The organism is Mucilaginibacter sp. OK098 (genome assembly GCF_900142915.1).
GTDB lineage: Bacteria > Bacteroidota > Bacteroidia > Sphingobacteriales > Sphingobacteriaceae > Mucilaginibacter.
Genome location: NZ_FRCM01000006.1, coordinates 273,260 through 300,104 on the forward strand (window position 1 = coordinate 273,260; position 26,845 = coordinate 300,104).

Here is a 26,845-nt window from a genome sequence, read left to right on the forward strand (position 1 = left end):
AGCAACCGCGGACTTTACAGAGCGAACAAAAAAGTGTAAAACCTGCAAAGCGTAATTGCAACTTTCGCGGTTGCCACGCTGCGCTCGCAATGACAAAATTTATAAATATTAGGTATCAATGAAAATACTCCACGGCCCCTTTACTCAAATCCTGCCCCTAACTGGCTTGCCTTTAAAGGGCGCTTTGAAGGATTATCAGCTCCAAATCATTCCTGATGGCGGGATTATGGTTGAAAACGGATTGATACTAGCTGTTGGCGATTTTGAAACATTGCGCAAACAAAACCTATCGGCACAAATAAATGAAACTAAAGGTGATAGCGTGCTGCTACCAGGCTTTATTGATTGCCATACCCATATTTGTTTTGCCGGCAGCAGGGCTAAAGATTACGCCATGCGGATCCAGGGAAAAACTTACCTGGAGATTGCCAAAGCAGGCGGCGGCATCTGGGATTCCGTCAACCAAACCCGTGCAGCTGATGAAGCATTATTAACCGAACTATTATTAAAAAGAATTGAGCGCCATTTAGCTGAAGGGGTTACCACCATTGAGGTTAAAAGCGGCTATGGCTTATCTGTTGAACAGGAACTGAAACAGCTGAGAGCCATCAAAGCGGCATCAACCCAAACAAAAGCCAGCCTGGTTGCTACCTGCTTAGCAGCGCACATGGTTCCGAAAGATTTTAATGGGAGTCAAAGTGAGTATTTGAAGCATGTTTTAACCGATCTGCTTCCCATCATCAAAAAAGAAGACCTGGCTAACCGGGTTGATATCTTTATTGAGGAAAGCGCTTTTAATGCCGAAAATGCTACCATCTACCTAACCAAAGCCAAACAAATGGGTTTTGACATAACTGTTCATGCCGACCAGTTTACAACAAGCGGCAGTAAAGTAGCCGTAAATGTTGGCGCTGTTTCTGCCGATCATTTGGAAGCCAGCCGTGATGAAGAAATAAAATTATTAGGCAATTCAAATACCGTAGCAGTAACTTTACCCGGCGCATCGCTGGGTTTGGGGATGCCTTATGCACCTGCACGGAAGCTGCTTGATGCCGGAGCTTGCCTTGCCATTGCCAGCGACTGGAACCCAGGCTCTGCCCCCATGGGCGACCTGCTGATGCAAGCTGCCGTAATGAGCGCTGCTGAAAAGCTGAGCGCTGCCGAGGTATTTGCCGGATTAACTTATCGCGCTGCAAAGGCTTTGAATTTAACAGACCGGGGGATATTGGCTGCTGGAATGCGGGCAGATTTACAGGTGTATCCTACCAACGACTACAAGGAAATTCTATATCATCAGGGAAAGCTTAGATCACAGATTGTACGCTGATGTTTTTGATGAAACAGATTATAAAATATTTGAGGCTAGATTTGACAACTTTTGAAAAGTTGTCAAATCTTCCCATCTAACCAAACCAATGACTAATAACAACTGACCAATGACCAAATTAATCGAATGCGTTCCAAATTTCTCCGAAGGTGTAAACCTTGATATTATTAAACAGATCACCAACGAGGTTGAATCTGTTGAGGGTGTAAGGTTGCTGAATGTTGACCCGGGTAAGGCCACCAACCGTACAGTGGTAACTTTTGTGGGCGAACCGGCAAAGGTTATTGAGGCTGCTTTTTTGGCAATAAAAAAGGCCGGTGAGCTGATTGATATGAGTAAGCATAAGGGCGAACACCCAAGGATGGGCGCAACAGATGTTTGTCCGCTGATCCCTATTGCCAATATCAGCATGGAAGAAACCGCGGAATATGCAAAGCAATTAGCCAAGCGGGTTGGTGAGGAATTGGGCATCCCTGCTTACTTATATGAACATGCCCAGGCCGATAAAAAGCGTAATAACCTGTCGGTGATCCGGGCGGGTGAATATGAAGGCTTTTTTAAGAAGATAAAATTACCGGAGTGGAAACCTGATTTCGGTCCTGCGGAATTTGATGCCAAACGCGGGGCAACCGTAATTGGTGCGCGCGATTTTTTGATCGCCTACAACGTAAATTTAAATACCACCAGTACCCGAAGGGCAAATTCTATCGCCTTTGATGTACGCGAAGCAGGCCGGGTAATGCGCGAGGGCGACCCTGTAAACGGCAAGATAATAAACGATGAAAACGGCAAGCCAAAATCAATCCCAGGTTCATTAAAGTCGGTAAAGGCTATAGGCTGGTATATTGAGGAGTATGGCATAGCGCAGATCTCCATGAACCTCACCAATATTGAAGTTACCCCTTTACACATAGCATTTGATGAAGTTTGCACCAAAGCAGCCGAGCGCGGCATGCGGGTAACCGGCAGTGAGCTGGTAGGCCTGATCCCCTTAAAAGCAATGCTTGATGCCGGAAAATACTTCCTGCTAAAACAACAACGTTCAGTTGGGGTAAGTGAGAAAGAGCTGATCAAGATCGCCATAAAATCAATGGGTTTATCGGAGCTATCGCCTTTTGTTCCCGAAGAAAGGATCATTGAATATTTACTGAAAGACAAAGCATCATCCAAACTGGCCTCTATGACCTTGGTTGAGTTTGCTGATGAAACAGCGAGTGAAAGTCCGGCGCCGGGTGGTGGTTCAATATCTGCCTATATCGGTGCTTTAGGCGCGGCATTGGCAACCATGGTGGCAAACCTTTCATCGCACAAAAAAGGCTGGGACAACCGCTGGGAAGAGTTCAGCAGCTGGGCGGAAAAAGGGCAACAGTATAAAGATGAGCTGATAAGATTGGTTGATTTGGATACCACCGCTTTTAATAAAATAATGGAAGCGTTCAGTTTGTCAAAAGCTACAGAAGAAGAAAAAGCCGCAAGGGATAAAGCCATCCAGGATGCTACCCATTATGCCATTGAAATTCCTTTTAAAGTAATGCAGGCGGCATACGGCAGCTTAACAGTTATAAAAGCTATGGCCGAAACCGGTAATCCAAACTCCGTAACCGATGCCGGTGTGGCAGCACTTTGCGCCCGCAGCGCAGTGATAGGTGCTTTTATGAATGTGAAGATCAATGCATCCGGCTATAAGGATAAGGATTATGTTGCTAAGGTTATTACTGATGGCAGTGAATTAGAGCAGAAAGCTGTTGAGTTGGAGGGGGAGGTTATTGCACTGGTGAATAGCAAGATTGTTTAATTTAATGTGAGGTCGATATAATTAATAATGGAACATGTTGATTGTCAGTCATTTACAACCACCCGATCCCTGGTAAATAGTTAAACAATTGATAACCAGCATGTTTCACAGCGTTCCGCGTGTTCCGCGTGTAAAAATGGAACGCTTTGCCGGCTGTGTAACCTGCCGGCAGTATTCCCTTTAAAGGGCCTGCATCACTATCAGTCTGCTAAATGTGTGGAAGGAATTTCCCGAAAATTACTTAATTATTTGATAATCAATACATTAATTAGTTGTAAAAACAAAAGTAATTGATAATGAGCGTGTTTCACAGCGTTCCGGGTGTTCCGTGTAAAAATGGAACGCTTTGCCAGCATTGCCGAGGTCCCACACCCGACAACACGGTATTCATGTTTATCTCTATTCTACCGACGTTTAACCCCGGGTGATTATCTTAACTTTAATTTGATGATTTGACAATTAGATGATTTGAAAATGGGTAGCTTTATAAGGATAATGAAGCAGCAAATTTTCAAATCATCTAATCATCTAATCTTCAAATTACTATTCCTCATACTATTCATTTCCTGCAACACAAATTCCACATCCACCAAAAAAACAATCTTCAACATTAACCTTGATGAAGGCCTGAGCTCGCTCGATCCGGCATTTGCACGGAACCAGTTCAGTATCTGGATGGATAACCAGATTTATAACGGGTTGGTTCAGATTGACGACAGCCTTAAAACCAGGCCCTGTATTGCCAAAAGCTGGGAGATCTCTGCCGATGGCCTTTCTTATACCTTTCATTTACGTAAAGATGTGCATTTTCATGACGATCCGTTGTTTGCAAACGGGCAGGGCCGTATTGTTGTAGCTAATGATTTTGTTTACAGTTTCCACAGGCTTATTGATCCGAAAGTGGCATCATCGGGCTCGTGGATCTTTAGCGACAAGGTATGTGACAATCCCTTTATTGCTGTAAATGACAGCACCTTTCGCATCAAGCTAAGGCAGCCCTTCCCGCCGCTGTTAAGCATGCTTACCGCGCAATATTGCTCGGTTGTGCCGCATGAGGTGGTTGATCATTACTGGAAGGATTTCAGGCAGCACCCTATCGGTACCGGCCCTTTTAAGTTTAAATACTGGAAAGAGGGCCAGGTGATGGTTTTACTGAAGAATGAAAAGTATTGGGAAAAAGATAAAGACGGAAGTCCCCTGCCCCATTTAGATGCGGTGAGAGCAACCTTTATCGGCGACAAGCAAACCGCCTTTATGGAATTCATTAGTAAAAAGCTTGATTTTTTAAATGACATTGACGGCAGCTATCGCGATGATATCCTCACCAAAGCAGGCGCTATCACTCAAAAATATAAAGGAAAATTCACTTTAAACACCGGGCCATTCCTCAACACCATTTACCTGGGGATATTGGTCGACAGCAGCCTGGCAATAGTAAAGTCGTCGCCATTGCGAAAGTTAAAAATAAGGCAGGCCATTAACTATGCTATCGACAAAGAAAAAATGATCAAATACCTGCGCAACAGCATGGGCACTCCCGGCACAGCGGGCTTTATCCCCATGGGCATGCCTGGCTTTGATGCGGCAAAGGTTAAAGGGTACAGCTACAATCCTGAAAAATCAAGACAGCTGTTAAAAGAGGCCGGCTATCCAAATTGCAAAGGCCTGCCTGAAATTGTGCTGCATACCACCGTAGGTTACCGCGGACTGATAGAATATGTACAAGGCCAACTGGACAGAGTGGGCATTAAAACCAGCGTTGAAATAACGCAGGGTGCCAGTCTGCGCGAGCTGGTATCAAAAAATGGCGTCAACTTTTTTTACGGCACCTGGATAGCCGATTACCCTGACGCTGAAAATTACTTATCCGTATTTTACTCAAAAAACAAGATCCCTTTTGGCCCCAATTATACAGGCTTTAACAATAAACAGTTCGATGCCCTTTTTGAGCAGGCTTACCATGAAGTAAACGATGAAAAACGCTTCTCTATTTACCGGCAAATGGATAACCTGGTTATGCAACAATCGCCTGTGGTGATATTGTATTATGATAAGCGGGTTAACCTTTATCAAAATAACATATCAGGCTACAGCGTTAACGGGCAAAATTTGCTGGTGCTGAAAAGGGTGGTGAAGGCCCCCTAGCCCCCTGAAGGGGGAACTTTTGATTAGCTGGCTAACAATTCTAAGTTTCATTCATCCGCATACCGCAGCACATCAGCGGTTACAGATACAGACTGGCCATCATTAGTAACATCCGGCTTATTGATAACAACAGCATTGCCCCCTACAGTCCGGGCATAGTTTTTTAACTCCGCCTTTAATCGGTCTTCGTCATAATTCGGGCTTGTTAAACGGCCGATAACCTTGTAGAGTTTTTTAACATCGTGCACTGAATAATAAATTTCCACATCTGATTTTACGGGCATGTACCTATCACCAAAATAAGATACGGATGCACAGGATGAGAGCAGGAAGGATAATCCCAAAATGATAAGCTGGTAACGTTTCATAAGTTTAAGGTTTTATATTTAACTTATGACTATGAAGTTGCTATCGGGTTTAAAAAAGGTTATGTAATGATACTATTACATAAACAACAAAAAAGCCTCCCCAAAAATGAGAAGGCTATTTTTTAGCTTAAAGCAGAAAGGTGAAACCTGAAAGCTGCTTTCTGCTTTGGTCTTTAAGCTTACGACGCCATTTGCTTCCTGATGATATTCAATGCGCCGCCAGCTTTAAACCACTCAATTTGCTGAGCGTTATAAGTATGGTTTACCGGGAATGATTCTGTTGAACCATCTTTATGGTGCAATACAACGGTTAATTGCTTATCAGGTGTAAAGGTTGTTAAACCAGTGATGTCGATGATATCATCCTCCTGGATCTTATCATAATCGTTGGCATCGACAAAGGTGATGCCCAGCATACCTTGTTTTTTCAGGTTGGTTTCGTGGATCCGGGCAAATGATTTTACCAGTATGGCGCGTACGCCAAGGTGACGCGGCTCCATAGCAGCATGCTCGCGTGATGAACCTTCGCCATAGTTCTCATCGCCTACAACAATTGAACCTATGCCATGCGCCTTGTAATCGCGCTGGGTGGCAGGTACCGGGCCGTATTCGCCTGTTAGTTCGTTCTTAACACTATCAGCAGTATTGTTAAAATAGTTGATAGCGCCAATCAGCATATTGTTTGAAATATTATCCAAATGACCACGGAACTTTAACCACGGGCCAGCCATGGAGATATGATCGGTAGTACATTTGCCTTTAGCTTTAATCAACAGCTTTAAGCCGGTAATATCAGTACCTTCCCATGCTGAAAACGGATCAAGCAATTGTAAACGTGATGATCTTGGATCAACCTTAACCTCAACGCTGCTGCCATCTTCGGCAGGTGCCTGGTAGCCGGCATCTTCAACAGCATAACCTTTTAAAGGCATTTCAATGCCCTGAGGCTCGTCAAACTTAACCTGCTCGCCATTGGTATTGGTAAGGGTGTCAGTTAATGGGTTAAAAGTTAAATCGCCTGCTATTGCAAATGCGGTAACAATTTCTGGTGATGCCACAAAAGCGTGGGTATTAGGGTTACCATCCTGGCGTTTTGCAAAGTTGCGGTTAAACGATGTGATGATAGAGTTCTTGCGGGTAGGATCGTCAGTATGACGTGCCCACTGGCCAATACACGGACCGCAAGCGTTAGCCAATACCACACCGCCCATGCTCTCGAAAGTACCTAAGTAACCATCGCGCTCAACAGTGTATCTAACTAGCTCAGAACCCGGAGTAATAGTAAACTCAGCTTTAGTGGTTAAATGTTTATCAATTGCCTGCTTAGCGATAGAAGCCGAACGGGTAATATCTTCGTACGATGAATTGGTACATGAACCAATCAAACCAACTTCTAACTTGGTAGGCCAGCCATTTTCTTTAACCGCTGTTGCAAATTTAGAAATAGGCCATGCCAGATCCGGGGTGAACGGACCGTTTACGTGTGGTTCAAGCTCACTAAGATTTATTTCGATAACCTGGTCAAAATATTGCTCAGGGTTAGCGTAAACTTCAGGGTCGCCTGTTAAATGTTCTGCAACTGCATTGGCAAGTTCGGCAATATCGGCACGTTTGGTACCGCTAAGGTAAGTCGCAGCTTTTTCATCATATCCAAAGATTGATGTGGTTGCGCCAATTTCGGCACCCATGTTACAGATGGTACCTTTACCGGTTGCAGAAAGCGAACGTGCACCTTCGCCAAAATATTCAACAATGGCGCCTGTACCACCTTTTACGGTAAGTATTCCCGCTACTTTCAGGATAACGTCTTTTGCTGATGTCCAGCCTGATAATTTACCGGTTAATTTAACACCAATCAGCTTAGGGAATTTTAGCTCCCATGGTAGGCCCGCCATCACATCACAAGCATCGGCACCGCCAACACCAATAGCAACCATACCCAAACCACCTGCGTTAGGTGTGTGCGAGTCGGTACCTATCATCATACCGCCGGGGAATGCATAGTTCTCTAAAACAACCTGGTGAATAATACCTGCACCCGGTTTCCAGAAACCCAGGCCATATTTATCAGATACCGAAGCCAGGAAGTCATAAACTTCTTTATTTACATCTTTTGCAGTGCTCAAATCTTCATCAGCGCCAATTTTGGCCTGGATCAGGTGATCGCAATGTACCGTAGAAGGCACAGCAACCTGAGGACGGCCCGCCTGCATAAACTGCAAAAGCGCCATTTGTGCGGTAGCATCCTGCATCGCCACACGGTCTGGTGCAAAGTCAACATAATCAACCCCGCGGCCAAGTGCCTTATGGGCATCGCCTTCGCTCAAGTGGGCGTATAATATTTTTTCGGTTAAAGTAAGGTGTTTACCGGTTGCTTTACGGGCAGCAGCCACGCGGGTGCTGTAGCGGTCGTAAACCTTTTTGATCATATCTAAATCAAAAGCCATTGTATTTGATCTTTAGGTGAAAAGTAAAAGAATAGACATTAGCCAGTTACCAGCTTGTCAATGCGGCGAATTTACAAAAAATGCAGGTAAAAGGAAGTCAGGCGAATGCACAATTGTTATTTGGAGGGGTTCTAAATAGAGATTAGTGATTGGAGGTTAGAGATTAGGTGGGGTTAGCAGGAGTTGATTGAGTTAGATTAGGTTGAATGAGTTCACACATATCTGACATCTAAAATATTTTTAGATATTCTAAATTTTAATTACTTTTGATAAAAAGAAACATGATGGTAATTATAAGCTATACCAAGCTTAGAGATTTTTTTGACATACATGCAGATGCAAAAGACGCTTTAAATAACTGGTATAGGTTGGTCTCACAAGCAGATTGGGCAAACTATCACGAAATAAAAGCTATGTTTAATTCAGTAGATGCTGTTGGTAATGATCGGTTTGTGTTTGATATACGTGGTAACAATTACAGAATAGTTGCTATGATATTTTTTGATGTGAGAACAGTTTACGTTCGGTTTGTTGGTACACACAAGGAGTATGACAGGATTGATTGCTCAGCAATTTAATAATTGAGCACCATTTACTGCCTTTGGATATAGGCAGTATTTCAATAATCTTTTTATCAACGGGACTGATGAGCAAGATAAATAATGAAGCCGATTACAACCATGTAATGGCAAAAATTGATAGCCTGATGGCTAAGGGTAGTGATAAGGTATCTAAAGATGAGTTGGCAGAAATTCGTTCGCTCGCCTTATCGGCACAAGCATATGAGCAAACTAAATATGTGATTGATGCCCCAACCACATTAACAGGCATGATTGAGATGCGGATGTTTGAAATGAGATTGAAGCAAAAGGACCTTGCAAAAAAATTAAAGGTAAGTGATGCCAAACTTTCTCTTATTATGAACGGCAAACAAAAACCAGGAATTGATTTTTTAAAAGCTGTGCATACCGAATTAAAAATTGATGCCGATTTTATTCTGGAGCACGCCTAATATGCCTTGTAAAAGCAATACGCCAATCCTTCCCCCTTTAGGGGGCCAGGGGGCAAAAACTATACCCCTCCCTGCTCCAAACTTCCAACGCTCTTGGCAAAGCATATTCCATCCGTTCCTTTGCCTTTAAGCTGTCATGAAACAATACAATATCTCCGCTTTTAGTGTTTTTTATAACATTATCCAGGCATTGCTCCGGTGTAACATTAATATCAAAATCGGCAGACAATATATTCCACATAATAAATTCCAAACCGGGTTTAGCTTCTTTAAGCAGCTTTACCTGTGATTTTTTTGCCCGTCCGTAGGGTGGGCGAAAGAGTTTGGTATCCAGTAATTTGTCAGCCTTTAAAAAATTATCAAGGTAGATTTCATCTTCTGTATCCCAGCCTTTTAAGTGATTGTAGGTATGATTGCCTATGGCATGGCCTTCCTTTTTTACCTGCTCAAATATGTCCGGATGTTTGCGTACATTATCCCCGATACAAAAAAATGTAGCTTTGGCATTGTACTGTTTTAAAATATTTAAAACAAATGGTGTAACAATCGGTATGGGTCCATCGTCAAAAGTGAGATAAATGCACCGGGAACTGCGGTTTGCATCCCATATTAAATTGGGGTATAGCTTTTTAAGCAGCCATGGTGTTTTTACCAGATACATTTTAGACGTGAGATTTTAGATACGAGATATGAGACAAAAGATATATGTTGGTATTATTGCCAAATATTATCTCAAATCTAACATCTCAAATCTCATATCTCAAATTATATTCAGAATAACCTTATGACACAACGGATATTAAAATTAAAAGGGGTAAGTATTTTAAGCATTGCATGCCTAACCTTACTGAGTTTTACAGTAAAGGCGCAACGGGTTATAAGCCTTCAGCAGGCGGTTGATCTTACTTTAGCTAATAACCTAACCATTAAGCAGGCGGTAATTAATGAAAGTTTAGCAAATGCAGATTATCAGCAATCAAAATACAACATGTTGCCAACTGTAACTGCTAATCCACAAGCTTCTTATAATTTTGGCCGCAGCCCTAACTTAACAACTTACACCTACAGCAGTCAGTCGTTTTTATACGTTAACGGGCAAGCCTCTGTAGCTGTAACACTTTTCCAGGGGGGACAACTGCGGAACCAGATCCTGCAAAATAAATTACAGCTTGATGTTAATAAAAGCAGTACAGCCAAAGTTAAAAACGACCTGCTTTTAAACGTCGTTACCGATTATTTAACCATACTTACAGACCAGGATCTTGTGATTGCTGCAAAGCAGCAAATTGATCTGGCCAAAATAACTTTAGACAGGGCTCAGAAAAACTTCGACCAACAAAATGCTACCATGGCTGACCTGGCCCAGGCCAAAGCGCAGGTTTCAACAGCCGAGCTTAATTTAACAAATGCCCAAAACCAGGTGGACCTGGCTATCCTGATCCTGAAACAATACATGGAGATGGATCCTGCAACAGAGATCGCTGTTGAAAAACCGGATATCAGTAAATTAACAAATATCCGAACCCTGTATGATGCTACAGAAGTAATTAAAACGGCCTTTACCATAAACCCGGATATCCGCATTGCTGAACTGCAGCAGCAAACATCGGCACAGGCCATAAAAGTTGCTAAGGCGGCTTATTACCCTACTGTGTCATTATTTGGTGGGTTAGGTTCAAATTACTCAAACCAGGTAAAGCAAAAGCTTCTTGGCCAAACAGCCGGATCATACCAGTTGGTAGGTATAGTTGATGGCACCAATCAGCAAGTTTTCACTCCTGTAAAAATACCACAGCCAATTTATTCAGCTAACTACCCATTCTTTACCCAGGTTAGCGATAACTTCAACCAATCAATTGGACTAAGCGTTCAGATTCCCATTTTTAATCACTTCAGTGCACGTACTTCTGTACGTAAGGCAAAGCTGAATTATCAAAATGCCGAACTTGCCACACAAATAGCAAAAAACAATTTAAGTAAAACAATTATACAGGCGGTGCTTGATCTGGAAGCTGCTGAAAAGAGCTATTTATCCTCAAAGCAAACTTTCGATTCTAACAAAGAAGCATTAAACATTACCAAACAGCGTTACGATGCCGGTTTTGTAAACACACTGGATTATAATACGGCAGTAACCAATTTCAATAAATCACAAAACGATATGATTGCGGCACAGTACCAAATGATATTCAGAAGCAAAGTAATTGATTATTACATTGGTAATCCGATAACTCTTTAGAGGTGCGGATGTGCAAATTACAGATGTGCGAATGAGTTAATAAGTCCGAAAGTCTGAAAGCAAAAATTAGAAATTTCAAATAAAAGAATAGAATAAATAAATCCGAAATCGAAATTCCGAAATCCGAAATACTAAATAAATCATGGGAAAAACTACAAAATATATTCTGATCTCATTAGGCGCACTAATCGTTCTGCTTATTGTGCTTAAGGCAGCCGGCGTTATTGGTAAACCTCAAAAAACACAGGTAGCAACCGAAAAGGCTGCCAATCGTGATATAAATGAGTCGGTATCAGCAAGCGGAAAAATAAAGCCACATGTTGAAGTAAAAATAAGCCCTGAGGTTTCGGGTGAGGTTGTTGAATTGCCAATAAAGGAGGGCGATGTGGTTAAAAAAGGCCAGTTGCTTTGCAAGATCCGTCCGGACATTTTAAAGTCTGGCTATGACCGTGCAGTGGCTTCCTACAATACGCAGAAGGCAAGCGTTGGTAATTCAAGCCAGATGCTTAAACAAGCCGAAGCTACCTTTGCAAACCAGGCATCAATTTACAAACGCGATCAGGCCCTATACAACAACAAGGTATTAACCGCCGCCGAATTTGATGCTGCTAAAGCAAATTACGAAGGTGCAAAAGCTTCTCTCGAAGCTGCAAAGCAAAATGTAATAGGCTCAACTTATGGCCTTGCCCAGTCACAGGCATCGGTTAAAGAAGCACAGGACAACCTGGCTAAAACTACCATTTACTCGCCTGTTGATGGTGTTGTTTCAAAATTATCCATCCAGATTGGCGAACGTGTATTAGGTACCCAGCAGTTTGCCGGTACCGAGATCATGACGATATCAGACTTAAGCCAGCTTGATGTAAATGTTGATGTAAATGAGAATGATATTAACCGCATAAAACTTGGCGATTCATCAAAAATTGAGGTGGATGCCTTTTATGGTAAAACATTTGGCGGCAAAGTAATTGAAATAGGAAGCTCAGCTAACGTGGTAGGTACCAATGCCGACCAGGTTACCAACTTTACAGTTAAAGTTAGAATAAGCGCTGATTCATACAAAGCACTATTGGTTAAAACAGCAAGCAACCAGGTACCTTTTCGTCCGGGATTAACGGCTACGGTTGATATAAATACCAATCATACCAACTCATTATCGGTACCTATTCAATCGGTAACTACACGCCAGGAAAAAAAGGATAGTACCGGCGTGAAAAAACAGGATGATGATAAATCCAAACCTGCAATAAGTGAACCGGTAAAAGAATATGTTTTTGTTTACAAAGCCGGTAAAGTAAAACAAGTGCGGGTAACTACCGGCATCCAGGATGATACAAACATCCAGATCTTATCGGGCTTACAAAACGGGGATGAAGTGGTTTCTGCACCGTTTGCAACCATTTCAAAACTCTTGAAAGATAATATGGAAGTAGAAAAGGTAGATAAGAGCAAGCTGTTTGTACCAACGGGGAACTAGTGGACAATTGGCAGTGAGCAGTTGGCAGTTTGAAAATTTGCAGAAGCATCCTTAAGCGTCCCTTACTACAAACTACCTACCAGGAACTACAAACTACTTCACAATATTTCACTAAATTTGTCCTGCCAAATAAACCTGGCGGGACATTTTTTTGTTGATGAGTAGTAAAAAGAAAACAATCGCCGTTGTGGGCGGAGGGAGCTGGGCCACGGCCAACGTTAAGATACTTACCGATAACAGCACCGAAAAAGAGATTTTTTGGTGGATGAGAAATGAGCTTGCCGTTCAGCATCTTCAAAAGTTCAGGCATAATCCTAACTACCTGAGCTCGGTTGAAATAAGTGTGCCCGCTCAAAATATTTCTACCAACCTGAAAAGCGTTATCAACCAGGCCGAATTTGTTTTGCTTAATGTACCCGCCGCTTTTTTAAAGGAAGCATTGAAAGGTATAACTCCTGCCGACCTTGCTGGCAAAAAGATAGTATCGGCTATAAAAGGAATAGTGCCGGATGAAAACCAGATCATCGGGGAGTTTTTAAACCAGCATTACAATATTCCGTTTGATCGTTTTATAGTTATAAGCGGACCATGCCATGCAGAGGAAGTAGCACTGGAAAAACTATCTTATCTTACTATAGCATCACGCGACCATAAGCTTGCAGCTGAGTTTGCTGGCATGTTTAACACAAGATACATTAAAACCATTGTGTCTGACGATATTTACGGTACCGAATATGGCGCTGTGTTAAAAAACATATTTGCAATTGCCAGTGGCATTTGCCATGGTGTTGGTTATGGCGACAATTTCCAGGCGGTGTTAATAGCAAATGCCATCCGCGAGCTAAAACGCTTTGTTGACGCTGTACACCCAATAAACCGGGATATAATGGAATCAGCCTACCTTGGCGACTTACTTGTTACCGCTTATTCGCAGTTTAGCCGGAACCGTACTTTTGGCAATATGATTGGCAAGGGATATACTGTTACATCTGCACAGCTGGAAATGAATATGATAGCCGAAGGATATTATGCAGTAAATTGTCTACAACAGGTTAACAAACAATACAAAGTAAGCATGCCCATTTGTGATGCTGTTTATGCTATTTTATACGAAAAAAGGCCACCTGCCCAGGAAATGAAACATTTGGCAGAGCATTTGAGTTAATATATTAAATTAACTTGAAAAATCATGAAGAACGTAATTAAAGTAGCGCTGGTTGCCGCAGGCATTTTCGCATTTGCAAACAGCAATGCACAAACCCACAAAGACTCAACCCTGGGTCACAAGATAGGTACCACAGCAAAAAAGGTTGGTAATAAAACATCTCAGATAGCTGCAAGCGGTGCAGCGGCTGTTGTTGATAAAAAATATGAAGGCAAATGTGGCCCCAATGGTCAAACTGTTTATATAAATGAACATTCGCATTATTACTACATCAATAAAAAAGGACACCGGGTATATCTCAAAAAATCACAATTGATGGATAAGAAAATGTAAATTTTTCTTATATTAAACACCTGTTTGTCAATCGGCAAACAGGTGTTTAATCCTATATACTATGAATAAATATGCTTTAACATTTGTACATGTGGCCTGTGCATTGGTATTGCTTATTGTAGCCTGTTCAGGTCCTGCAAAAAACAAACTGCAAGGCAGCTGGAAATCAAAAGACGGAGCTACAAAGCTTAAAATAACCGATAAGGGTTTTATCATGGATGATGGTGAAGCTATAGCCGAAGATTACTTTGTAAAAGGCGATACCATTTTCACTTCCTTTGAAGGCAATAAGCCTTATACCACCTTTTTGGTTCAGAAACTTGATGACCATTATCTTAAACTAATGGGGCCGGATTCTGTTGCAATGGAGTTTAGCCGGTAAAATTTGATGTGCGGATTATGAATGTGCAAATGTGCGGATGAGAATACAATGTGCAGATTTCGAATGTGCAAATGTGCGGATGAGAATACGAGGTTCTAACATCTCCATATTGGCACATTCACACATCAACCTCATTCGCACATCCGCATATTTGCACATCCGCACATCCAGAAAATGCAAAAACCCCCAATCTTACGAATGAGGGTTTGCAAACAAACTAACTAAACTAAACTTGTGCCCGAACCACCAGGCACTCTATGAAAAACTAAACTAAACTTAAAATCTTCTTTTGCGTTCGCCACGGTCTTCACGGCGTTTGCCTGAGAAGTCACGGAAGCCACCACCTGCAGAACCATTTCTTTCTCCGCCATTGCTGCCTCTATAACCGCCTTCACGCCTTTCGCCGCCACCGCTTCTTTCACGGTTGTAACCGCCTTCTCTGCGTTGGTAACCGCCACCGCCGCCTTCGCGACGTTCGCTGCTGCCTTCACCGGATACTTCTATCCTTACAGGGCGACCTTTAAACTCAGCTTCTTTAAAGCCACCCATTACTTTTTCTACGTCAGCATGAGGTACCTCGAAGAACGAGTAAACACCTTTAACATCTATCTTACCTACAGTGCGTCCGCTTATTTTTGATTGGTTGCAGATGTAACCCAGCAAATCGCCGCGGTTAAATTCATCAACAGAACCTAAGTTTATAAACAAACGGGTGTATTCAGATTTACCGGCGCCTTCACCACGAGGGGCACGTTCACCATCTCTTTCAAAACGACGGCCTTCTTCAAGCGGCGCATTCAGATCAGGTGCATTTTTGTAATAATCAAGGAAACGGTTAAATTCAATTGATGCAAAGCGTTTGATGAAATCCTCTTTGGTCATGTCCTTAAACTCTTCCATTATACGTGGCAAGTATTGCTCAATCTGCTCATCGTTCACAGTAACATTATGTACTTTATGAACAATAGAGAATAATTGTTTCTCGCATACATCAAAGCCTGTAGGAATCTCTGCTTTAACAAATTTCTTTCCTAATCCGCGTTCAATCTGGCGGATCTTTCCTAATTCCTTAGCGTTGATGATAGAGATTGATACACCTGTTTTACCTGCACGGGCTGTACGACCGCTACGGTGAGTGTAATTTTCAACCTCATCAGGCAAACTGTAGTTAATAACGTGTGTAACATCATTAACGTCAATACCTCGGGCAGCAACGTCAGTAGCAATTAATAATTGCAGGCTGCGGTCGCGGTAGCGTTTCATTACCTTATCACGTTGTTGTTGTGAAAGATCACCGTGTAAAGAATCGGCATTGTAACCGTCTTTCAGCAATGCTTCAGCAATATCCTGTGTTTCAATTTTGGTACGGCAAAATACGATACCAAAAATATCAGGGTTAAAATCAACAATACGTTTAAAAGCGGCATACTTATCACGGGCACGTACTATATAGTACTCATGCTCAATGTTAGCATTACCTGTATTTTTTGTGCCCATGGTAAGCTCAAATGGCTCATTCATGTACTTTTTCGCTATACGGCGAACTTCAGTAGGCATGGTGGCTGAAAACAGCCATGTTTTTTTAGTGTCCGGCGTGGTAGATAAAATACTGTCAATGTCTTCCTGGAAGCCCATGTTTAACATCTCATCAGCTTCATCTAACACAACAAACTTAACCTGTGTAAAGTCAATCGCTTTACGGTTAATGATATCAAGCATACGGCCAGGAGTAGCAACAACAATTTGCACACCGCGTTTTATCTGGCGTAACTGGTCAGAAATACTCGCTCCACCATAAACGGCAACAACATTAACGTTGCCCATTTTTTTGGAGTAATTCTTTATGTCATTCGTGATCTGTAAACAAAGTTCACGTGTTGGGCACAATACAAGTGCTTGCGGATAATTTTCTTCGAAGTCCAGCAGTTCTAATAGCGGTAGTCCGAAGGCAGCAGTTTTACCAGTGCCGGTTTGGGCTAATCCGACAAAATCGTTGCTGCCTGTTAACAATACCGGAATTGACTGTTCCTGGATTGGCGTAGGATTTTCAAATCCTAACTCAGAGATGGCATTAACAATATCATGACGGATTCCCAGATTAATAAATGGGTTCATGAATTTAAATAACGAATTTGACTACATCGCCAAATCGGGCGCAAAGGTATCCATTATTATTTACAATTCAAATACCTATTTTGAAATTTATGATAATGATATTTTATCAGCTTAAAACGCTACTTTTTAGCCAATTATCTTATCTTTATTGAAAGTTTACCTTATACACCATGAAATTAAGAATCGCCATTCTTCTCATTTTAAGCATTTTCATTAAATTTAGCTTTGCGCAGGACGCCGAAAAAGCAATGGACACCACCATGTATGGTAAAAATGCAGCGGTAGGTAAATATGCTGATATCCGGGGCTTTAAAATGTATTATGAAACTTATGGCAAAGGTGAACCGCTACTGATCATCCACGGAAACGGCGGTTCTATAAATAATTTTGTATACCAAATCCCCTACTTTGCTAAAAACTACCAGGTAATAATAGCCGATAGCCGCGCACAGGGAAAATCAGTTGACCATACCGATTCATTAAGCTACGAAATGATAACTGATGATCTGAATGCCTTGCTGGATAAGCTAAACTTAAAACAATGTTACGTGATAGGCTGGAGCGATGGCGGCATTGAAGGCTTGATGCTTGCTATTCATCATCCTGATAAAGTAAAAAAACTAGCAGTAACAGGCGCCAATTTATGGCCGGATACCAGTGCGGTTGATCCCTTTGTTTACAACTACGCTTTAAAGATGAATTTGAAAGGGCAGGACACTATTAAAAAGATGAAAAATGTGACACCAGAAATGAAGAATCAACTTAAGCTGCTGCATCTGTTAACTTATGAGCCGCATATTAAATTGGAAGATGTTAAAAAAATAGCCTGCCCAACCCTCGTAATTGGCGGCGACCATGATGTGATCCGGACAAAACATACCATGCTAATTGCCGAAACAATTCCTAATTCTTATTTATGGATCTTGCCAAACTCAGGCCACTCAACACCTATCTATTATAAAGACATATTTAACCAGGTTGTGGGTGCCTTTTTTACCAAACCATATCGGAAAATCGATGGATATGGGAGGTTTAATTGAGATTAGTTGATTGGATTGATTAAGTGAGTGGTTGATTAGGGTGAAAATAGTTCCAACCTCTAACATAACAATCTTTGAAGCTTACTAATTTTATTCGTAAATTTGATTGAACAATAGGATTGATAGTATGGAAGATACAGCATTAAAGATTGATTTACATGACAAGATAGATCATGCAGATAAAAATCAGTTAAAAGAACTGTATGGTTTAATAGTAAACTATTTTAATAGCAGTGAATCGGTTGAAGAGTGGGATTTGCTTTCTGAATCCCAAAAAAAATTACTTAATAAAAGCCTTGAGCAAGCTGATGCAGGCTTAGGTACTCCATTAAAAGAAATTAATCAAAGACTAAGAGCTAAGTATGGGTTAAATGGCTAAAGAAGTTATTTTAACCCCTATTGCTCAAATCAACTACGAGGACATTATCGAATACCTTTTAAATAACTGGGGTTTACGTGTAACCAATAATTTTATCGACCGCTTTGAAAAGATATCTGAATTATTAGTAGAAAATCCGGAAATATTTCCATTTATCAATAAAGCCCAGCAAATACAAAAGTGTGTACTGACAAAGCATAATATCATTTATTTTAAAAACACGCGTGTTGCAATCAAAATATTAACAGTTTTTGATACCCGTCAAAATCCTGATAAGTTATCTTCAATTATTTAGATAAAATGATTGAGGATAGAAACAACAACCTAATCTAACCCCATCAACTCTTCCCCCCCTACCTCAACCTATCTGCAGATTTAACCAGCTTTTCATCGGCTTTTATACCACGGATAGCAAGCAAGATAAGCAGCATGCTTAATGAGGAGAGAAAAAGGCCTATTCCCCAGTTATGGGTATCGATCTGGATGCTGCCCATTATTTTTTTTGCCGTTTGCGACAGCCAGAAACTATAGCCAACAATTACCAATAAAGCGCTATAGCATAGCGCTATCTGCTGCTTGCGGTTTTTATATAAAAATATAATAACCAAAGGTATTAAGGCCAAAATAGCTGTAGCAATGGTAAGGCCGGTAAAAAATTCGGTATGGGTATTTTGTCCGTTCACATCCTGGTAAACACCGGTAACCATAAGGGTAATGGGTTTGCCACCAACATAAATATTATGCACCAATGGAAAAAGAAACAAGGCAAACAGCGCAAGGCTGGCTAGCAACAGGTAAATGCTTTGTAGTCGTTGTAACATATTACTGATTTATACAACAAAGATAGATAAGAGTCAAGACATTTAGAGTCAGGAATCAAGATAAAAACAATATAAGCCAATTATTGGAGTTATCTTCTTGTTTCCTGATTCTGGCTCTCAATTCTTATCTATTATGGATTCAATTAAATACTGTACATTTAATTATTAATTTAACCTCTGATTAAACCATTACTATGAGTGATTCTTTAGCGTCATTACAACCCAGGGATGTGCAGATTGACGATATGCTGTTAAAAAAGACCTTTCTTGAGCACCTTAACTACATCTACTTTGGCAAGCATCACCTGATTGACTTCTTTAGTGAAGTTAAAGAAATTGCCAAGCTAAATGTTTTAAAACATGCTATCCAGGAAGGCATTGACGACACACAAAGCCAGATAGTACAAATGGATGAAATATATTCGGCAATAGCTGAAACCCCATCTAAAACAAGTACATTGGGTATAAAGGCAATGACCCTTGAGGCCTACATTACAACTATTAAGGCCGGCAAAACACCGCTTGAAAAAGATGTGTTTATCCTTTTTTATTTACAACAAATAGAAGGCATAGAGATTACTTATTTTAAAGTTTTGAAGAACCTGGCCAAAGCTATAGGATACAGCAATACCTTTTTAGATCAGCCTTTTGATATGGCCGTTGAGAATAAGATCCTGTTTGAACAGATTTATAAGGAGTATATTAGTTAAATGGATTTTCAGACTTACGAAGTTTTAAAACGGCGTAGCCCTCAACGAGGCAATTAAAAAATAAACACACCGAGTTAAACTTCGTAAGTCTTATTCCTACAACATTCCAACTTCCTCACTACCTTTGCCGCGTGACCAAACAACGCTATTTTATCGAACTTTCATATGATGGAACCAACTATCATGGCTGGCAGATCCAGCAAAATGCGGTTAGCGTTCAGGAAATATTAAATAAATGTCTATCCACCGTTTTGCGCCAGCCCATTGAAACATTAGGCTGCGGACGAACAGATACCGGTGTACATGCGAAGGAATTTTTTGCGCATTTTGATTTTGAGTCCATGGACCATAGACTATGGACTATGGACGAAACGAATACAATTTTAAGGAGTTTAAATTCCATTCTTCCCAAAGACATCGCCATAAAAAACATCTTTCCTGTTGCTACTGAAGCCCATGCCCGGTTTGATGCTACCCTACGTAGTTACGAATACCATATCCATTTTCATAAAGATCCGTTTAAAAATGGCTATTCCTGGGAGTTGCGGGATAAACCGGATGTTGACTTAATGAACAAAGCTGCCGCCATAATTATGGAATACAAGGATTTTAGCTGTTTCAGTAAATCAAATACACAGGTGAAAACCAATATATGTAAAATAACAAATGCCGAATGGGAGGTTAAGGGCTATGGAATAATATTCCATATCTCTGCCGACCGTTTTTTGCGTAATATGGTACGTGCCATAGTGGGTACATTGATGATGGTTGGCCGTAAAGAAATTGAGCCCCATGCGGTAAGATCGATCATCGAAAGCAAAAATCGCAGCAATGCAGGTATGTCTGTACCGGCAGGAGGATTATACTTAACCAAGGTATGTTATCCATTTGTTGGTGAAAGGTAAAAGGATATAGGCGAAAGGATAATTTCGGATATCGGATGTTCGATTTCGGATTTATTAATATGATATTTGAAAAAATTATAAAACCAAATGGGGTAACGAATTCCGAAATGGAAATTCCGAATTCCGAAACACAAAAAGGATGAGCCAGGTTACCGGTAAAGCGCTTGATTGGAAACTGCTAAGGCGGGTAATGCATTACGTTAAGCCGTATAATGTTACATTTATTATTGCTGCATTTTTAACGATATTTTTAGCGGTCAGCGCATTGGTGCAGCCTATCCTGATCCAAAAAACGCTTGACGATTATATTTTAAAAGACAATTACAGCGGCTTGATCTTTATGGTTGAGCTAATGATAGCCCAGCTTGTTATTCAAACTGCCGCCCAGTATTATCAAACCTATTTAACCAACTCTCTTGGACAATCCGTTATCCGCGACTTGAGGATAGATATATTTAATCACATCACCAGCCTCCGCTTAAAATATTTCGACCGCACACCTATCGGGATGCTGATCACCCGCACGGTATCAGACCTGGAAACTATCGCTGATATTTTTTCAGAAGGGTTGATCTCCATAATGGGCGATCTGCTGCTGGTTGTAGCAGTTATAGGTTTTATGATATTTAAAGACTGGAAGCTTGCGCTTATCACGCTTATCCCGATGCCATTTTTATTCCTGTCCACCTATGTTTTTAAAGAAGCGATAAAATCATCATTCCAGGAAGTACGCACACAGGTTGCTCAACTGAATACCTTTTTAGCCGAACACATTTCGGGGATCAGCATTATTCAATTTTTTGCCCGTGAAGACCAGGAGATGCGGAAATTTAAAGCGGTAAACAAAAAATACAGGGATGCCAATATCCGGTCAAATTGGTACTATTCTATATTTTTCCCGGTTGTTGAGATCTTGTTTGCCTGCTGCATGGGGTTAATGGTATGGTACGGGTGTAAAAGGATCTTGAACGATCAGCAATTAAAAGCTATCTCGGCATCGCCAAATGGGATAACACCGGGCATTATCTTAGAGTTTATAGTTTATTTAAATATACTTTTCAGGCCGATCCGCCAGCTGGCAGATAAATTTAACACTCTGCAAATGGGTATGGTTGGCGCCGACCGTATTTTTAAAGTTTTGGATACCGATGAGGTAGCCATTAACACCGGCAAATTAAAGCCCGCCACTTTACAGGGTGAAATAGAATTTAACAACGTTTGGTTTGCTTATAACGATGAGAACTGGGTTTTAAAAGATATTAGCTTTCATTTGCAGCCAGGCAAAACACTGGCATTAGTTGGCGCAACCGGGGCCGGTAAATCATCAACCATAAATATCCTGAACCGTTTTTATGAAATTAGTAAAGGCGAGGTTAAGGTTGATGGCGTAGATATAAGGGAATATGATGTTGACTACCTGCGCTCGCACATAGCAACCGTAATCCAGGATGTTTTTTTGTTTACCGATACCATTGCCAACAACATCAGCTTGAATAACCCGGAGATAACCCGTGAGCAGATCATTGCGGCAGCAAAAGATGTTGGCGCACATGAATTTATTGAACGCCTGCCGGGTGGCTATGATTATAACGTTATGGAAAGGGGCTCAACCCTATCCGCAGGACAATCGCAGTTAATTTCGTTTATCAGGGCATTGGTGTACAACCCCACAATCCTTGTGCTGGATGAAGCCACCTCATCTGTTGACACTGAGACAGAGATCCTGATCCAAAACGCCATCAGCAAGCTTATGCAGGGCCGCACGGCCATTGTAATTGCCCACCGCCTGTCAACCATTCAAAATGCGGACAAGATAATTGTTCTTGATCATGGCGAAATAAAAGAAAGCGGCACTCACCAGGAGTTATTGCGTATTGAGGAGGGTTATTATCGCAAACTGTATGATCTGCAGTTTAATTCGGCAGGGATTGTGAAGGAATAATTATAGCTGTCGTGGTTTATACTCCCTTAGTTGGCGCTTTCTTTATAGGTTCAACGGGCTGCTCCTCTTTCTCATGTTTTTTAGCGATATCTCCGCTATGTGGCTTATCTGCGTTGTATTCCCTATCTTCTTTCCTCACCTTACTCTTACTACCCTTATCAACCGGTTTATGTGTTGATGATGGTTTATCTATTGCGTTTACTGGCTTTGTCATGGAGGAATAACAAATGGAGATCTATTTAGTTTGTCTGAACCATGATTCACTTGATTTTAGGATTGAAAGATTTTAAAATCTGCATCATGAAATCTTTTAATCCTTTAATCATGGTTCAAAAATAAAAAAGGCCTCTCTTTTCAGAGAAGCCTTTCAATATAAAATTCTTATAAAATTACTGAGCTGACAACGCTGCCGCGCCGCTCACAATTTCGGTAAGTTCGGTAGTAATTGCTGCCTGGCGTGCCTGGTTGTAGGCAAGCTTAAGCGCCTTTAATAGGTCACCTGCATTTTCAGTAGCCTTATCCATTGCAGTCATACGTGCGCCGTGCTCAGATGCATTTGAATCAAGCACTGCTTTGTACAATTGGGTCTTTATGTTTTTCGGGATCAGCTGTTCAACAATTGCTTCCTGCGATGGCTCAAGGATATAGTCAACCTGGGTTTGGCTGGCAGCCTTATCAGTAGTTTTAATATCCTTTTTAGCATCTTCCTTTTTCTCAGGTTTTGGCACAGGTAACAGCTGTTCAACTGTTAGGATCTGCATAGCCGCATTTTTGAATTGATTGTAAACCAATTCAACACGGTCATACTCGCCTTTCAAAAAGCCATCCATAATACTTTGGGTAATTACAGATGTATTTGCAAAGTTCAGGTCAAGATACAGGTCATTGTTATTACCAATAACGTTGTATTTACGCCTTTGATAAAACTCCTGGCTTTTTTTACCTATGGCAACAATTGATACATTGCCTGCCCTTAGCTGCTCGATGTACTTTTCGGCTATCAGGTTGTTAGCAGCCTTTATAACGTTAGCGTTAAAAGCACCGGCCAAACCACGGTTTGATGAAACCACAACTACCAATACCTTATTTGGCTCTCGCTGTTGTAAAAACGGCGATGAACCATCCTCTAAACTTGCAGACAAGTTTGCCAGCAGCTCTTTCAGCTTATTGGCATAAGGGCGTAATTGTACAATAGCGTTGGTTGCCCGTTTCAACTTAGCCGCCGAAACCATTTTCATAGCTTTGGTGATCTGCTGCGTTGAGCTTACGGACTTAATCCTGTTTCTTACTTCTTTTAAATTAGCCATTCTTTAGATGTGCAAATTTTTGATGTGCAGATGTGCAAATTAAATTTGCGTAAAATTTATTTATCAAATGTACGGCTATGCAATCATCTGCACATTTACATATCCGCACATTCGCACATTAATATTTCCCTGTCAGTTCCTTAGCAACTGTTTCCAGTACGCCTGTAATTGTATCATCAAACTTACCTGCTTTTAGAGCAGCTAATGTTTCAGGATGACGCACTTCTAACTGGCTTGTAAATTCTGCTTCAAACTCACGGATCTTGTTTACAGGTACGTTACGCATCAGGTTTTTAGTACCTAAGTAAATAACCGCTACTTGTTTTTCAACGGTTACCGGTGAGTATTGGCCTTGTTTCAGGATCTCAACGTTACGGGCACCTTTATCAAGTACTGTTTTTGTTGAAGCATCCAAATCAGAACCGAATTTTGAGAAAGCCTCAAGTTCGCGATATTGTGCCTGGTCAAGTTTTAATGTACCCGCAACTTTCTTCATTGATTTGATCTGCGCGTTACCACCCACACGAGATACCGAGATACCTACGTTAATAGCCGGACGAACACCTGCGTTAAACAAGTTTGACTCAAGGAAGATCTGACCATCAGTAATCGAAATTACGTTGGTTGGGATATATGCTGATACGTCACCTGCCTGTGTTTCGATGATAGGCAATGCGGTTAATGAACCGCCACCTTTTACAATACCGCGGATAGACTCAGGCAGATCATTCATCGCCTGGGCAATTGAATCATTCTGGTTGATCTTAGCGGCACGCTCTAATAAACGACTGTGCAGGTAAAACACGTCACCAGGGTAAGCCTCACGGCCCGGTGGACGACGTAATAATAAGGATACTTCACGGTAAGCAACCGCTTGCTTTGAAAGATCATCATAAATGATCAAAGCAGGGCGACCTGTATCGCGGAAGTACTCGCCAATGGCAGCGCCTGCAAACGGAGCAAAAAATTGCATGGTAGCAGAGTCTGACGCATTAGCTGCAACAATGATAGAATACGGCATAGCGCCTTTTTCTTCAAGCGTGCGTACAATGTTTGCCACTGTTGAAGCTTTTTGGCCGCAGGCAACATAAATACATATTACCGGTTTGCCGGCTTCATAAAATTCTTTCTGGTTGATGATGGTATCGATACAAACAGCTGTTTTACCTGTCTGGCGGTCACCGATTACCAGCTCACGTTGTCCGCGGCCGATAGGGATCATTGCATCAATAGCTTTGATACCTGTTTGTAACGGCTCGGTTACCGGCTGGCGATAGATAACACCCGGTGCTTTACGCTCCAAAGGCATTTCATAAGTTTCGCCTGTAATTGGGCCTTTACCGTCTATCGGGGTACCCAAGGTATCAACAACACGGCCAAGCATGCCTTCGCCTACGTTGATAGAAGCAATCCTGTTAGTACGTTTAACGGTATCACCTTCTTTAATATCATCGGATTTACCTAACAATACAACACCCACGTTATCTTCTTCAAGGTTAAGTACGATACCCTGTAACCCGGTACCAAACTCAACCAGCTCACCTGATTGTACTTTTGTTAATCCATAAACGCGTGCAATACCGTCACCCACCTGGAGTACAGTACCCACTTCTTCTAATTCAGATTCTGACTTGAAGCCTGCTAATTGCTGACGCAAAATTGCTGATACTTCGTCTGGTCTTACCTCTACCATTTTTTATTTATTTTAGAGTTTTATTTTTTAATTTTTAACCGGAATTACCCTGTGGGCAAATTCTTTTTTCAATTTATGTAAATCGCTTGCAATGCTGGTATCTATCTGCCTGTCGCCAACTGTTAAAACAAACCCGCCTATTAATGCCGGGTCAACTTTAGCGTCAAGCTTTACAGTACCACCGGTTGCCGCTACTATATCAGCTATCATTTTTTGCTTATTAGCGTCTGACAAGGTTGTTGCAGATACTACAGAAGCGTGAATGATATGCTTTTTAATATCATAAAGATTAATAAACTCGCCTGCGGTGGCATATAAAACCTCGCCACGGCTTTTGTTCACCATCAGTTTAAAAAAAGCAAGGCTGGCCTTATTTACCTTCGAAGCAAAAATCTCGTCGAGTATTTTTACCTTTTTTGAGTGAGATACTATAGGATTAGCCAAAACCGCCTTTAATTCAGGGTTTGCCTTTAAAGTGTGCAGGAAAAGCTCCATATCGCCTTTAATTGGCTCAACCAATTTTTGCTCTTCTGCAAGATCAATTATGGCTTTTGCGTACCTGGCTGCTACTGTTAATTCTGACATTTCTTTTTATTTCGGATTTCGGATGTTCGATTTCGGAATTGTTGTATTTAAGATTTCTTATTGGATAGAGGATGTTAAATTTCAATTTCTTAAATCCGAAATCGAACATCCGAAATCCGATATTAACTTAATTTCACTTCCTTTAAAAGATCCTTAACCAGTTCGTCTTGTTTTTTCTGATCTTCAAACTGCTTGCGCAATACTTTCTCGGCAATTTCCAATGAAAGTGATGCTACCTGGTTTTTAACGTCAGCCATAGCAATAGCTTTCTGGTTATTGATCTCGATGCGGGCAAGCTCAATCTGGCGTGAGCCTTCTTTATGTGCTGCATCTTTAGCATCGCTGATGATCTGGTTTTTTACTTTAGTAGCCTCTGATAAAATAGCATCACGCTCAGCACGGGCGCCTTTTAACAAAGCTTCGTTCTCGCTGGTTAAACGTGCCATTTCTTCTTTAACTGCTTCAGCTCTTGATAGTGCAGTTTCGATAGATTGCTCACGCTCATTTACGGCGGCTAAGATGGGTTTCCAGGCAAATTTACCCAGTAAGAACAACAGGATCAGGAATGATAGCGTTGTCCAGAAAATTAAACCTACTTCAGGTGTAACTAATTCCATTATATTTATTTATTACTGTATGATACTTTTTAATGAATCTT

The 26,845-nt window shown here is 41.3% G+C and carries 26 protein-coding genes; 16 read left to right on the forward strand and 10 right to left on the reverse strand.

Annotated elements, in window-relative coordinates; genetic code table 11:
- The first annotated feature begins 118 nt into the window (after positions 1 to 118).
- The 3 genes from hutI to BUE31_RS21050 all read left to right on the forward strand — a co-directional run bounded on the left by hutI (position 119) and on the right by BUE31_RS21050 (position 5,267).
- A complete protein-coding gene (hutI, locus tag BUE31_RS21040) occupies positions 119 to 1,327 on the forward strand; it encodes an imidazolonepropionase (protein ID WP_073405815.1) in 1,209 nt (402 codons plus the stop codon).
- 109 nt (positions 1,328 to 1,436) lie between these two features.
- Positions 1,437 to 3,122, forward strand: a complete 1,686-nt coding sequence (ftcD, locus tag BUE31_RS21045; RefSeq protein ID WP_073405816.1) for a glutamate formimidoyltransferase — start codon at positions 1,437 to 1,439, stop codon at positions 3,120 to 3,122.
- Between the two features lie 495 nt (positions 3,123 to 3,617).
- The gene (locus BUE31_RS21050) at positions 3,618 to 5,267 is read left to right on the forward strand and encodes an ABC transporter substrate-binding protein (protein ID WP_073406101.1); all 1,650 of its coding nucleotides are present in this window, start codon (positions 3,618 to 3,620) and stop codon (positions 5,265 to 5,267) included.
- 47 nt (positions 5,268 to 5,314) lie between these two features.
- Here BUE31_RS21050 and BUE31_RS21055 read toward each other — a convergent pair whose 3' ends face one another.
- Positions 5,315 to 5,635, reverse strand: a complete 321-nt coding sequence (locus tag BUE31_RS21055) for a hypothetical protein (RefSeq protein ID WP_073405817.1) — start codon at positions 5,633 to 5,635, stop codon at positions 5,315 to 5,317.
- A gap of 179 nt (positions 5,636 to 5,814) precedes the next feature.
- The gene (locus BUE31_RS21060; protein WP_073405818.1) at positions 5,815 to 8,082 is read right to left on the reverse strand and encodes an aconitate hydratase; all 2,268 of its coding nucleotides are present in this window, start codon (positions 8,080 to 8,082) and stop codon (positions 5,815 to 5,817) included.
- Between the two features lie 281 nt (positions 8,083 to 8,363).
- Here BUE31_RS21060 and BUE31_RS21065 point away from each other — a divergent pair, with 281 nt between their 5' ends.
- Complete coding sequence (locus tag BUE31_RS21065; RefSeq protein WP_234997883.1) at positions 8,364 to 8,660, forward strand: type II toxin-antitoxin system HigB family toxin; 297 nt, start codon at positions 8,364 to 8,366, stop codon at positions 8,658 to 8,660.
- Positions 8,661 to 8,728: 68 nt separating this feature from the next.
- A complete protein-coding gene (locus BUE31_RS21070; protein WP_073406103.1) occupies positions 8,729 to 9,094 on the forward strand; it encodes a helix-turn-helix domain-containing protein in 366 nt (121 codons plus the stop codon).
- Positions 9,095 to 9,131: 37 nt separating this feature from the next.
- Here BUE31_RS21070 and BUE31_RS21075 read toward each other — a convergent pair whose 3' ends face one another.
- Positions 9,132 to 9,755, reverse strand: coding sequence for a polysaccharide deacetylase family protein (locus BUE31_RS21075; RefSeq protein WP_073405819.1), 624 nt, complete (start codon positions 9,753 to 9,755; stop codon positions 9,132 to 9,134).
- Positions 9,756 to 9,878: 123 nt separating this feature from the next.
- Here BUE31_RS21075 and BUE31_RS21080 point away from each other — a divergent pair, with 123 nt between their 5' ends.
- From BUE31_RS21080 to BUE31_RS21100, 5 genes are all read left to right on the forward strand, one after another.
- Positions 9,879 to 11,333, forward strand: coding sequence for a TolC family protein (locus tag BUE31_RS21080; protein ID WP_073405820.1), 1,455 nt, complete (start codon positions 9,879 to 9,881; stop codon positions 11,331 to 11,333).
- Between the two features lie 142 nt (positions 11,334 to 11,475).
- Positions 11,476 to 12,810 carry an efflux RND transporter periplasmic adaptor subunit gene (locus BUE31_RS21085; protein ID WP_073405821.1) on the forward strand — a complete coding sequence of 445 codons (1,335 nt, stop codon included), beginning with the start codon at positions 11,476 to 11,478 and terminating at the stop codon, positions 12,808 to 12,810.
- Between the two features lie 157 nt (positions 12,811 to 12,967).
- Positions 12,968 to 13,975, forward strand: a complete 1,008-nt coding sequence (locus BUE31_RS21090) for an NAD(P)H-dependent glycerol-3-phosphate dehydrogenase (RefSeq protein ID WP_073405822.1) — start codon at positions 12,968 to 12,970, stop codon at positions 13,973 to 13,975.
- Between the two features lie 24 nt (positions 13,976 to 13,999).
- Entirely contained in the window at positions 14,000 to 14,308 is a 309-nt protein-coding gene (locus tag BUE31_RS21095) for a hypothetical protein (protein WP_073405823.1), read from the forward strand.
- Positions 14,309 to 14,369: 61 nt separating this feature from the next.
- Entirely contained in the window at positions 14,370 to 14,690 is a 321-nt protein-coding gene (locus BUE31_RS21100) for a hypothetical protein (protein ID WP_073405824.1), read from the forward strand.
- 276 nt (positions 14,691 to 14,966) lie between these two features.
- Here BUE31_RS21100 and BUE31_RS21105 read toward each other — a convergent pair whose 3' ends face one another.
- Positions 14,967 to 16,805 (reverse strand): DEAD/DEAH box helicase, encoded by a 1,839-nt coding sequence (locus tag BUE31_RS21105; protein WP_073405825.1) that lies wholly within the window; start codon positions 16,803 to 16,805, stop codon positions 14,967 to 14,969.
- Between the two features lie 170 nt (positions 16,806 to 16,975).
- Here BUE31_RS21105 and BUE31_RS21110 point away from each other — a divergent pair, with 170 nt between their 5' ends.
- The 3 genes from BUE31_RS21110 to BUE31_RS21120 all read left to right on the forward strand — a co-directional run bounded on the left by BUE31_RS21110 (position 16,976) and on the right by BUE31_RS21120 (position 18,519).
- The gene (locus BUE31_RS21110) at positions 16,976 to 17,845 is read left to right on the forward strand and encodes an alpha/beta fold hydrolase (protein WP_073405826.1); all 870 of its coding nucleotides are present in this window, start codon (positions 16,976 to 16,978) and stop codon (positions 17,843 to 17,845) included.
- A gap of 127 nt (positions 17,846 to 17,972) precedes the next feature.
- Positions 17,973 to 18,224, forward strand: coding sequence for a hypothetical protein (locus tag BUE31_RS21115; protein ID WP_073405827.1), 252 nt, complete (start codon positions 17,973 to 17,975; stop codon positions 18,222 to 18,224).
- Positions 18,217 to 18,519: a type II toxin-antitoxin system RelE/ParE family toxin gene (locus BUE31_RS21120; RefSeq protein WP_073405828.1), complete on the forward strand. Its 303-nt coding sequence runs from the start codon at positions 18,217 to 18,219 to the stop codon at positions 18,517 to 18,519. Before BUE31_RS21115 ends, BUE31_RS21120 begins: the two co-directional genes overlap by 8 nt.
- 58 nt (positions 18,520 to 18,577) lie before the next feature.
- On the opposite strand, the gene BUE31_RS21125 is transcribed toward BUE31_RS21120, so the two are convergent.
- Entirely contained in the window at positions 18,578 to 19,045 is a 468-nt protein-coding gene (locus BUE31_RS21125) for a DUF4293 domain-containing protein (protein ID WP_073405829.1), read from the reverse strand.
- Positions 19,046 to 19,239: 194 nt separating this feature from the next.
- Between BUE31_RS21125 and BUE31_RS21130 the strand changes: the two genes are divergently transcribed.
- From BUE31_RS21130 to BUE31_RS21140, 3 genes are all read left to right on the forward strand, one after another.
- A complete protein-coding gene (locus BUE31_RS21130; protein WP_073405830.1) occupies positions 19,240 to 19,755 on the forward strand; it encodes a DUF892 family protein in 516 nt (171 codons plus the stop codon).
- 131 nt (positions 19,756 to 19,886) lie between these two features.
- On the forward strand, positions 19,887 to 20,660 hold the full coding sequence (gene truA, locus BUE31_RS21135) for a tRNA pseudouridine(38-40) synthase TruA (protein ID WP_073405831.1): 774 nt from the start codon (positions 19,887 to 19,889) through the stop codon (positions 20,658 to 20,660).
- 139 nt (positions 20,661 to 20,799) lie between these two features.
- Positions 20,800 to 22,602 (forward strand): ABC transporter ATP-binding protein, encoded by a 1,803-nt coding sequence (locus BUE31_RS21140; protein WP_073405832.1) that lies wholly within the window; start codon positions 20,800 to 20,802, stop codon positions 22,600 to 22,602.
- A gap of 16 nt (positions 22,603 to 22,618) precedes the next feature.
- On the opposite strand, the gene BUE31_RS21145 is transcribed toward BUE31_RS21140, so the two are convergent.
- The 5 genes from BUE31_RS21145 to atpF form a co-directional block, all read right to left on the reverse strand.
- Positions 22,619 to 22,816 (reverse strand): hypothetical protein, encoded by a 198-nt coding sequence (locus tag BUE31_RS21145; RefSeq protein ID WP_073405833.1) that lies wholly within the window; start codon positions 22,814 to 22,816, stop codon positions 22,619 to 22,621.
- A 175-nt stretch (positions 22,817 to 22,991) separates the two neighbouring features.
- A complete protein-coding gene (gene atpG, locus BUE31_RS21150) occupies positions 22,992 to 23,909 on the reverse strand; it encodes an ATP synthase F1 subunit gamma (RefSeq protein WP_073405834.1) in 918 nt (305 codons plus the stop codon).
- A gap of 118 nt (positions 23,910 to 24,027) precedes the next feature.
- Positions 24,028 to 25,602, reverse strand: a complete 1,575-nt coding sequence (atpA, locus tag BUE31_RS21155; RefSeq protein WP_073405835.1) for a F0F1 ATP synthase subunit alpha — start codon at positions 25,600 to 25,602, stop codon at positions 24,028 to 24,030.
- A 27-nt stretch (positions 25,603 to 25,629) separates the two neighbouring features.
- Entirely contained in the window at positions 25,630 to 26,187 is a 558-nt protein-coding gene (gene atpH / locus BUE31_RS21160) for an ATP synthase F1 subunit delta (protein WP_073405836.1), read from the reverse strand.
- A gap of 122 nt (positions 26,188 to 26,309) precedes the next feature.
- On the reverse strand, positions 26,310 to 26,804 hold the full coding sequence (atpF, locus tag BUE31_RS21165; protein ID WP_073405837.1) for a F0F1 ATP synthase subunit B: 495 nt from the start codon (positions 26,802 to 26,804) through the stop codon (positions 26,310 to 26,312).
- Positions 26,805 to 26,845 lie beyond the last annotated feature (41 nt).

Coding starts and splice junctions, on each gene's coding strand:
- BUE31_RS21130 (WP_073405830.1), top strand. CDS start 19,240: ATGAGTGATTCTTTAGCGTCATTACAACCCAGGGATGTGCAGATTGAC.
- BUE31_RS21125 (WP_073405829.1), bottom strand. CDS start 19,045: ATGTTACAACGACTACAAAGCATTTACCTGTTGCTAGCCAGCCTTGCG.
- BUE31_RS21105 (WP_073405825.1), bottom strand. CDS start 16,805: ATGAACCCATTTATTAATCTGGGAATCCGTCATGATATTGTTAATGCC.
- BUE31_RS21090 (WP_073405822.1), top strand. CDS start 12,968: ATGAGTAGTAAAAAGAAAACAATCGCCGTTGTGGGCGGAGGGAGCTGG.
- atpA (WP_073405835.1), bottom strand. CDS start 25,602: ATGGTAGAGGTAAGACCAGACGAAGTATCAGCAATTTTGCGTCAGCAA.
- atpF (WP_073405837.1), bottom strand. CDS start 26,804: ATGGAATTAGTTACACCTGAAGTAGGTTTAATTTTCTGGACAACGCTA.
- BUE31_RS21115 (WP_073405827.1), top strand. CDS start 17,973: ATGGAAGATACAGCATTAAAGATTGATTTACATGACAAGATAGATCAT.
- BUE31_RS21095 (WP_073405823.1), top strand. CDS start 14,000: ATGAAGAACGTAATTAAAGTAGCGCTGGTTGCCGCAGGCATTTTCGCA.
- BUE31_RS21055 (WP_073405817.1), bottom strand. CDS start 5,635: ATGAAACGTTACCAGCTTATCATTTTGGGATTATCCTTCCTGCTCTCA.
- BUE31_RS21110 (WP_073405826.1), top strand. CDS start 16,976: ATGAAATTAAGAATCGCCATTCTTCTCATTTTAAGCATTTTCATTAAA.
- BUE31_RS21060 (WP_073405818.1), bottom strand. CDS start 8,082: ATGGCTTTTGATTTAGATATGATCAAAAAGGTTTACGACCGCTACAGC.
- BUE31_RS21120 (WP_073405828.1), top strand. CDS start 18,217: ATGGCTAAAGAAGTTATTTTAACCCCTATTGCTCAAATCAACTACGAG.
- BUE31_RS21100 (WP_073405824.1), top strand. CDS start 14,370: ATGAATAAATATGCTTTAACATTTGTACATGTGGCCTGTGCATTGGTA.
- atpG (WP_073405834.1), bottom strand. CDS start 23,909: ATGGCTAATTTAAAAGAAGTAAGAAACAGGATTAAGTCCGTAAGCTCA.
- BUE31_RS21070 (WP_073406103.1), top strand. CDS start 8,729: ATGAGCAAGATAAATAATGAAGCCGATTACAACCATGTAATGGCAAAA.
- BUE31_RS21085 (WP_073405821.1), top strand. CDS start 11,476: ATGGGAAAAACTACAAAATATATTCTGATCTCATTAGGCGCACTAATC.
- BUE31_RS21145 (WP_073405833.1), bottom strand. CDS start 22,816: ATGACAAAGCCAGTAAACGCAATAGATAAACCATCATCAACACATAAA.
- BUE31_RS21140 (WP_073405832.1), top strand. CDS start 20,800: ATGAGCCAGGTTACCGGTAAAGCGCTTGATTGGAAACTGCTAAGGCGG.
- BUE31_RS21065 (WP_234997883.1), top strand. CDS start 8,364: ATGATGGTAATTATAAGCTATACCAAGCTTAGAGATTTTTTTGACATA.
- atpH (WP_073405836.1), bottom strand. CDS start 26,187: ATGTCAGAATTAACAGTAGCAGCCAGGTACGCAAAAGCCATAATTGAT.
- BUE31_RS21080 (WP_073405820.1), top strand. CDS start 9,879: ATGACACAACGGATATTAAAATTAAAAGGGGTAAGTATTTTAAGCATT.
- hutI (WP_073405815.1), top strand. CDS start 119: ATGAAAATACTCCACGGCCCCTTTACTCAAATCCTGCCCCTAACTGGC.
- ftcD (WP_073405816.1), top strand. CDS start 1,437: ATGACCAAATTAATCGAATGCGTTCCAAATTTCTCCGAAGGTGTAAAC.
- BUE31_RS21075 (WP_073405819.1), bottom strand. CDS start 9,755: ATGTATCTGGTAAAAACACCATGGCTGCTTAAAAAGCTATACCCCAAT.
- BUE31_RS21050 (WP_073406101.1), top strand. CDS start 3,618: ATGAAGCAGCAAATTTTCAAATCATCTAATCATCTAATCTTCAAATTA.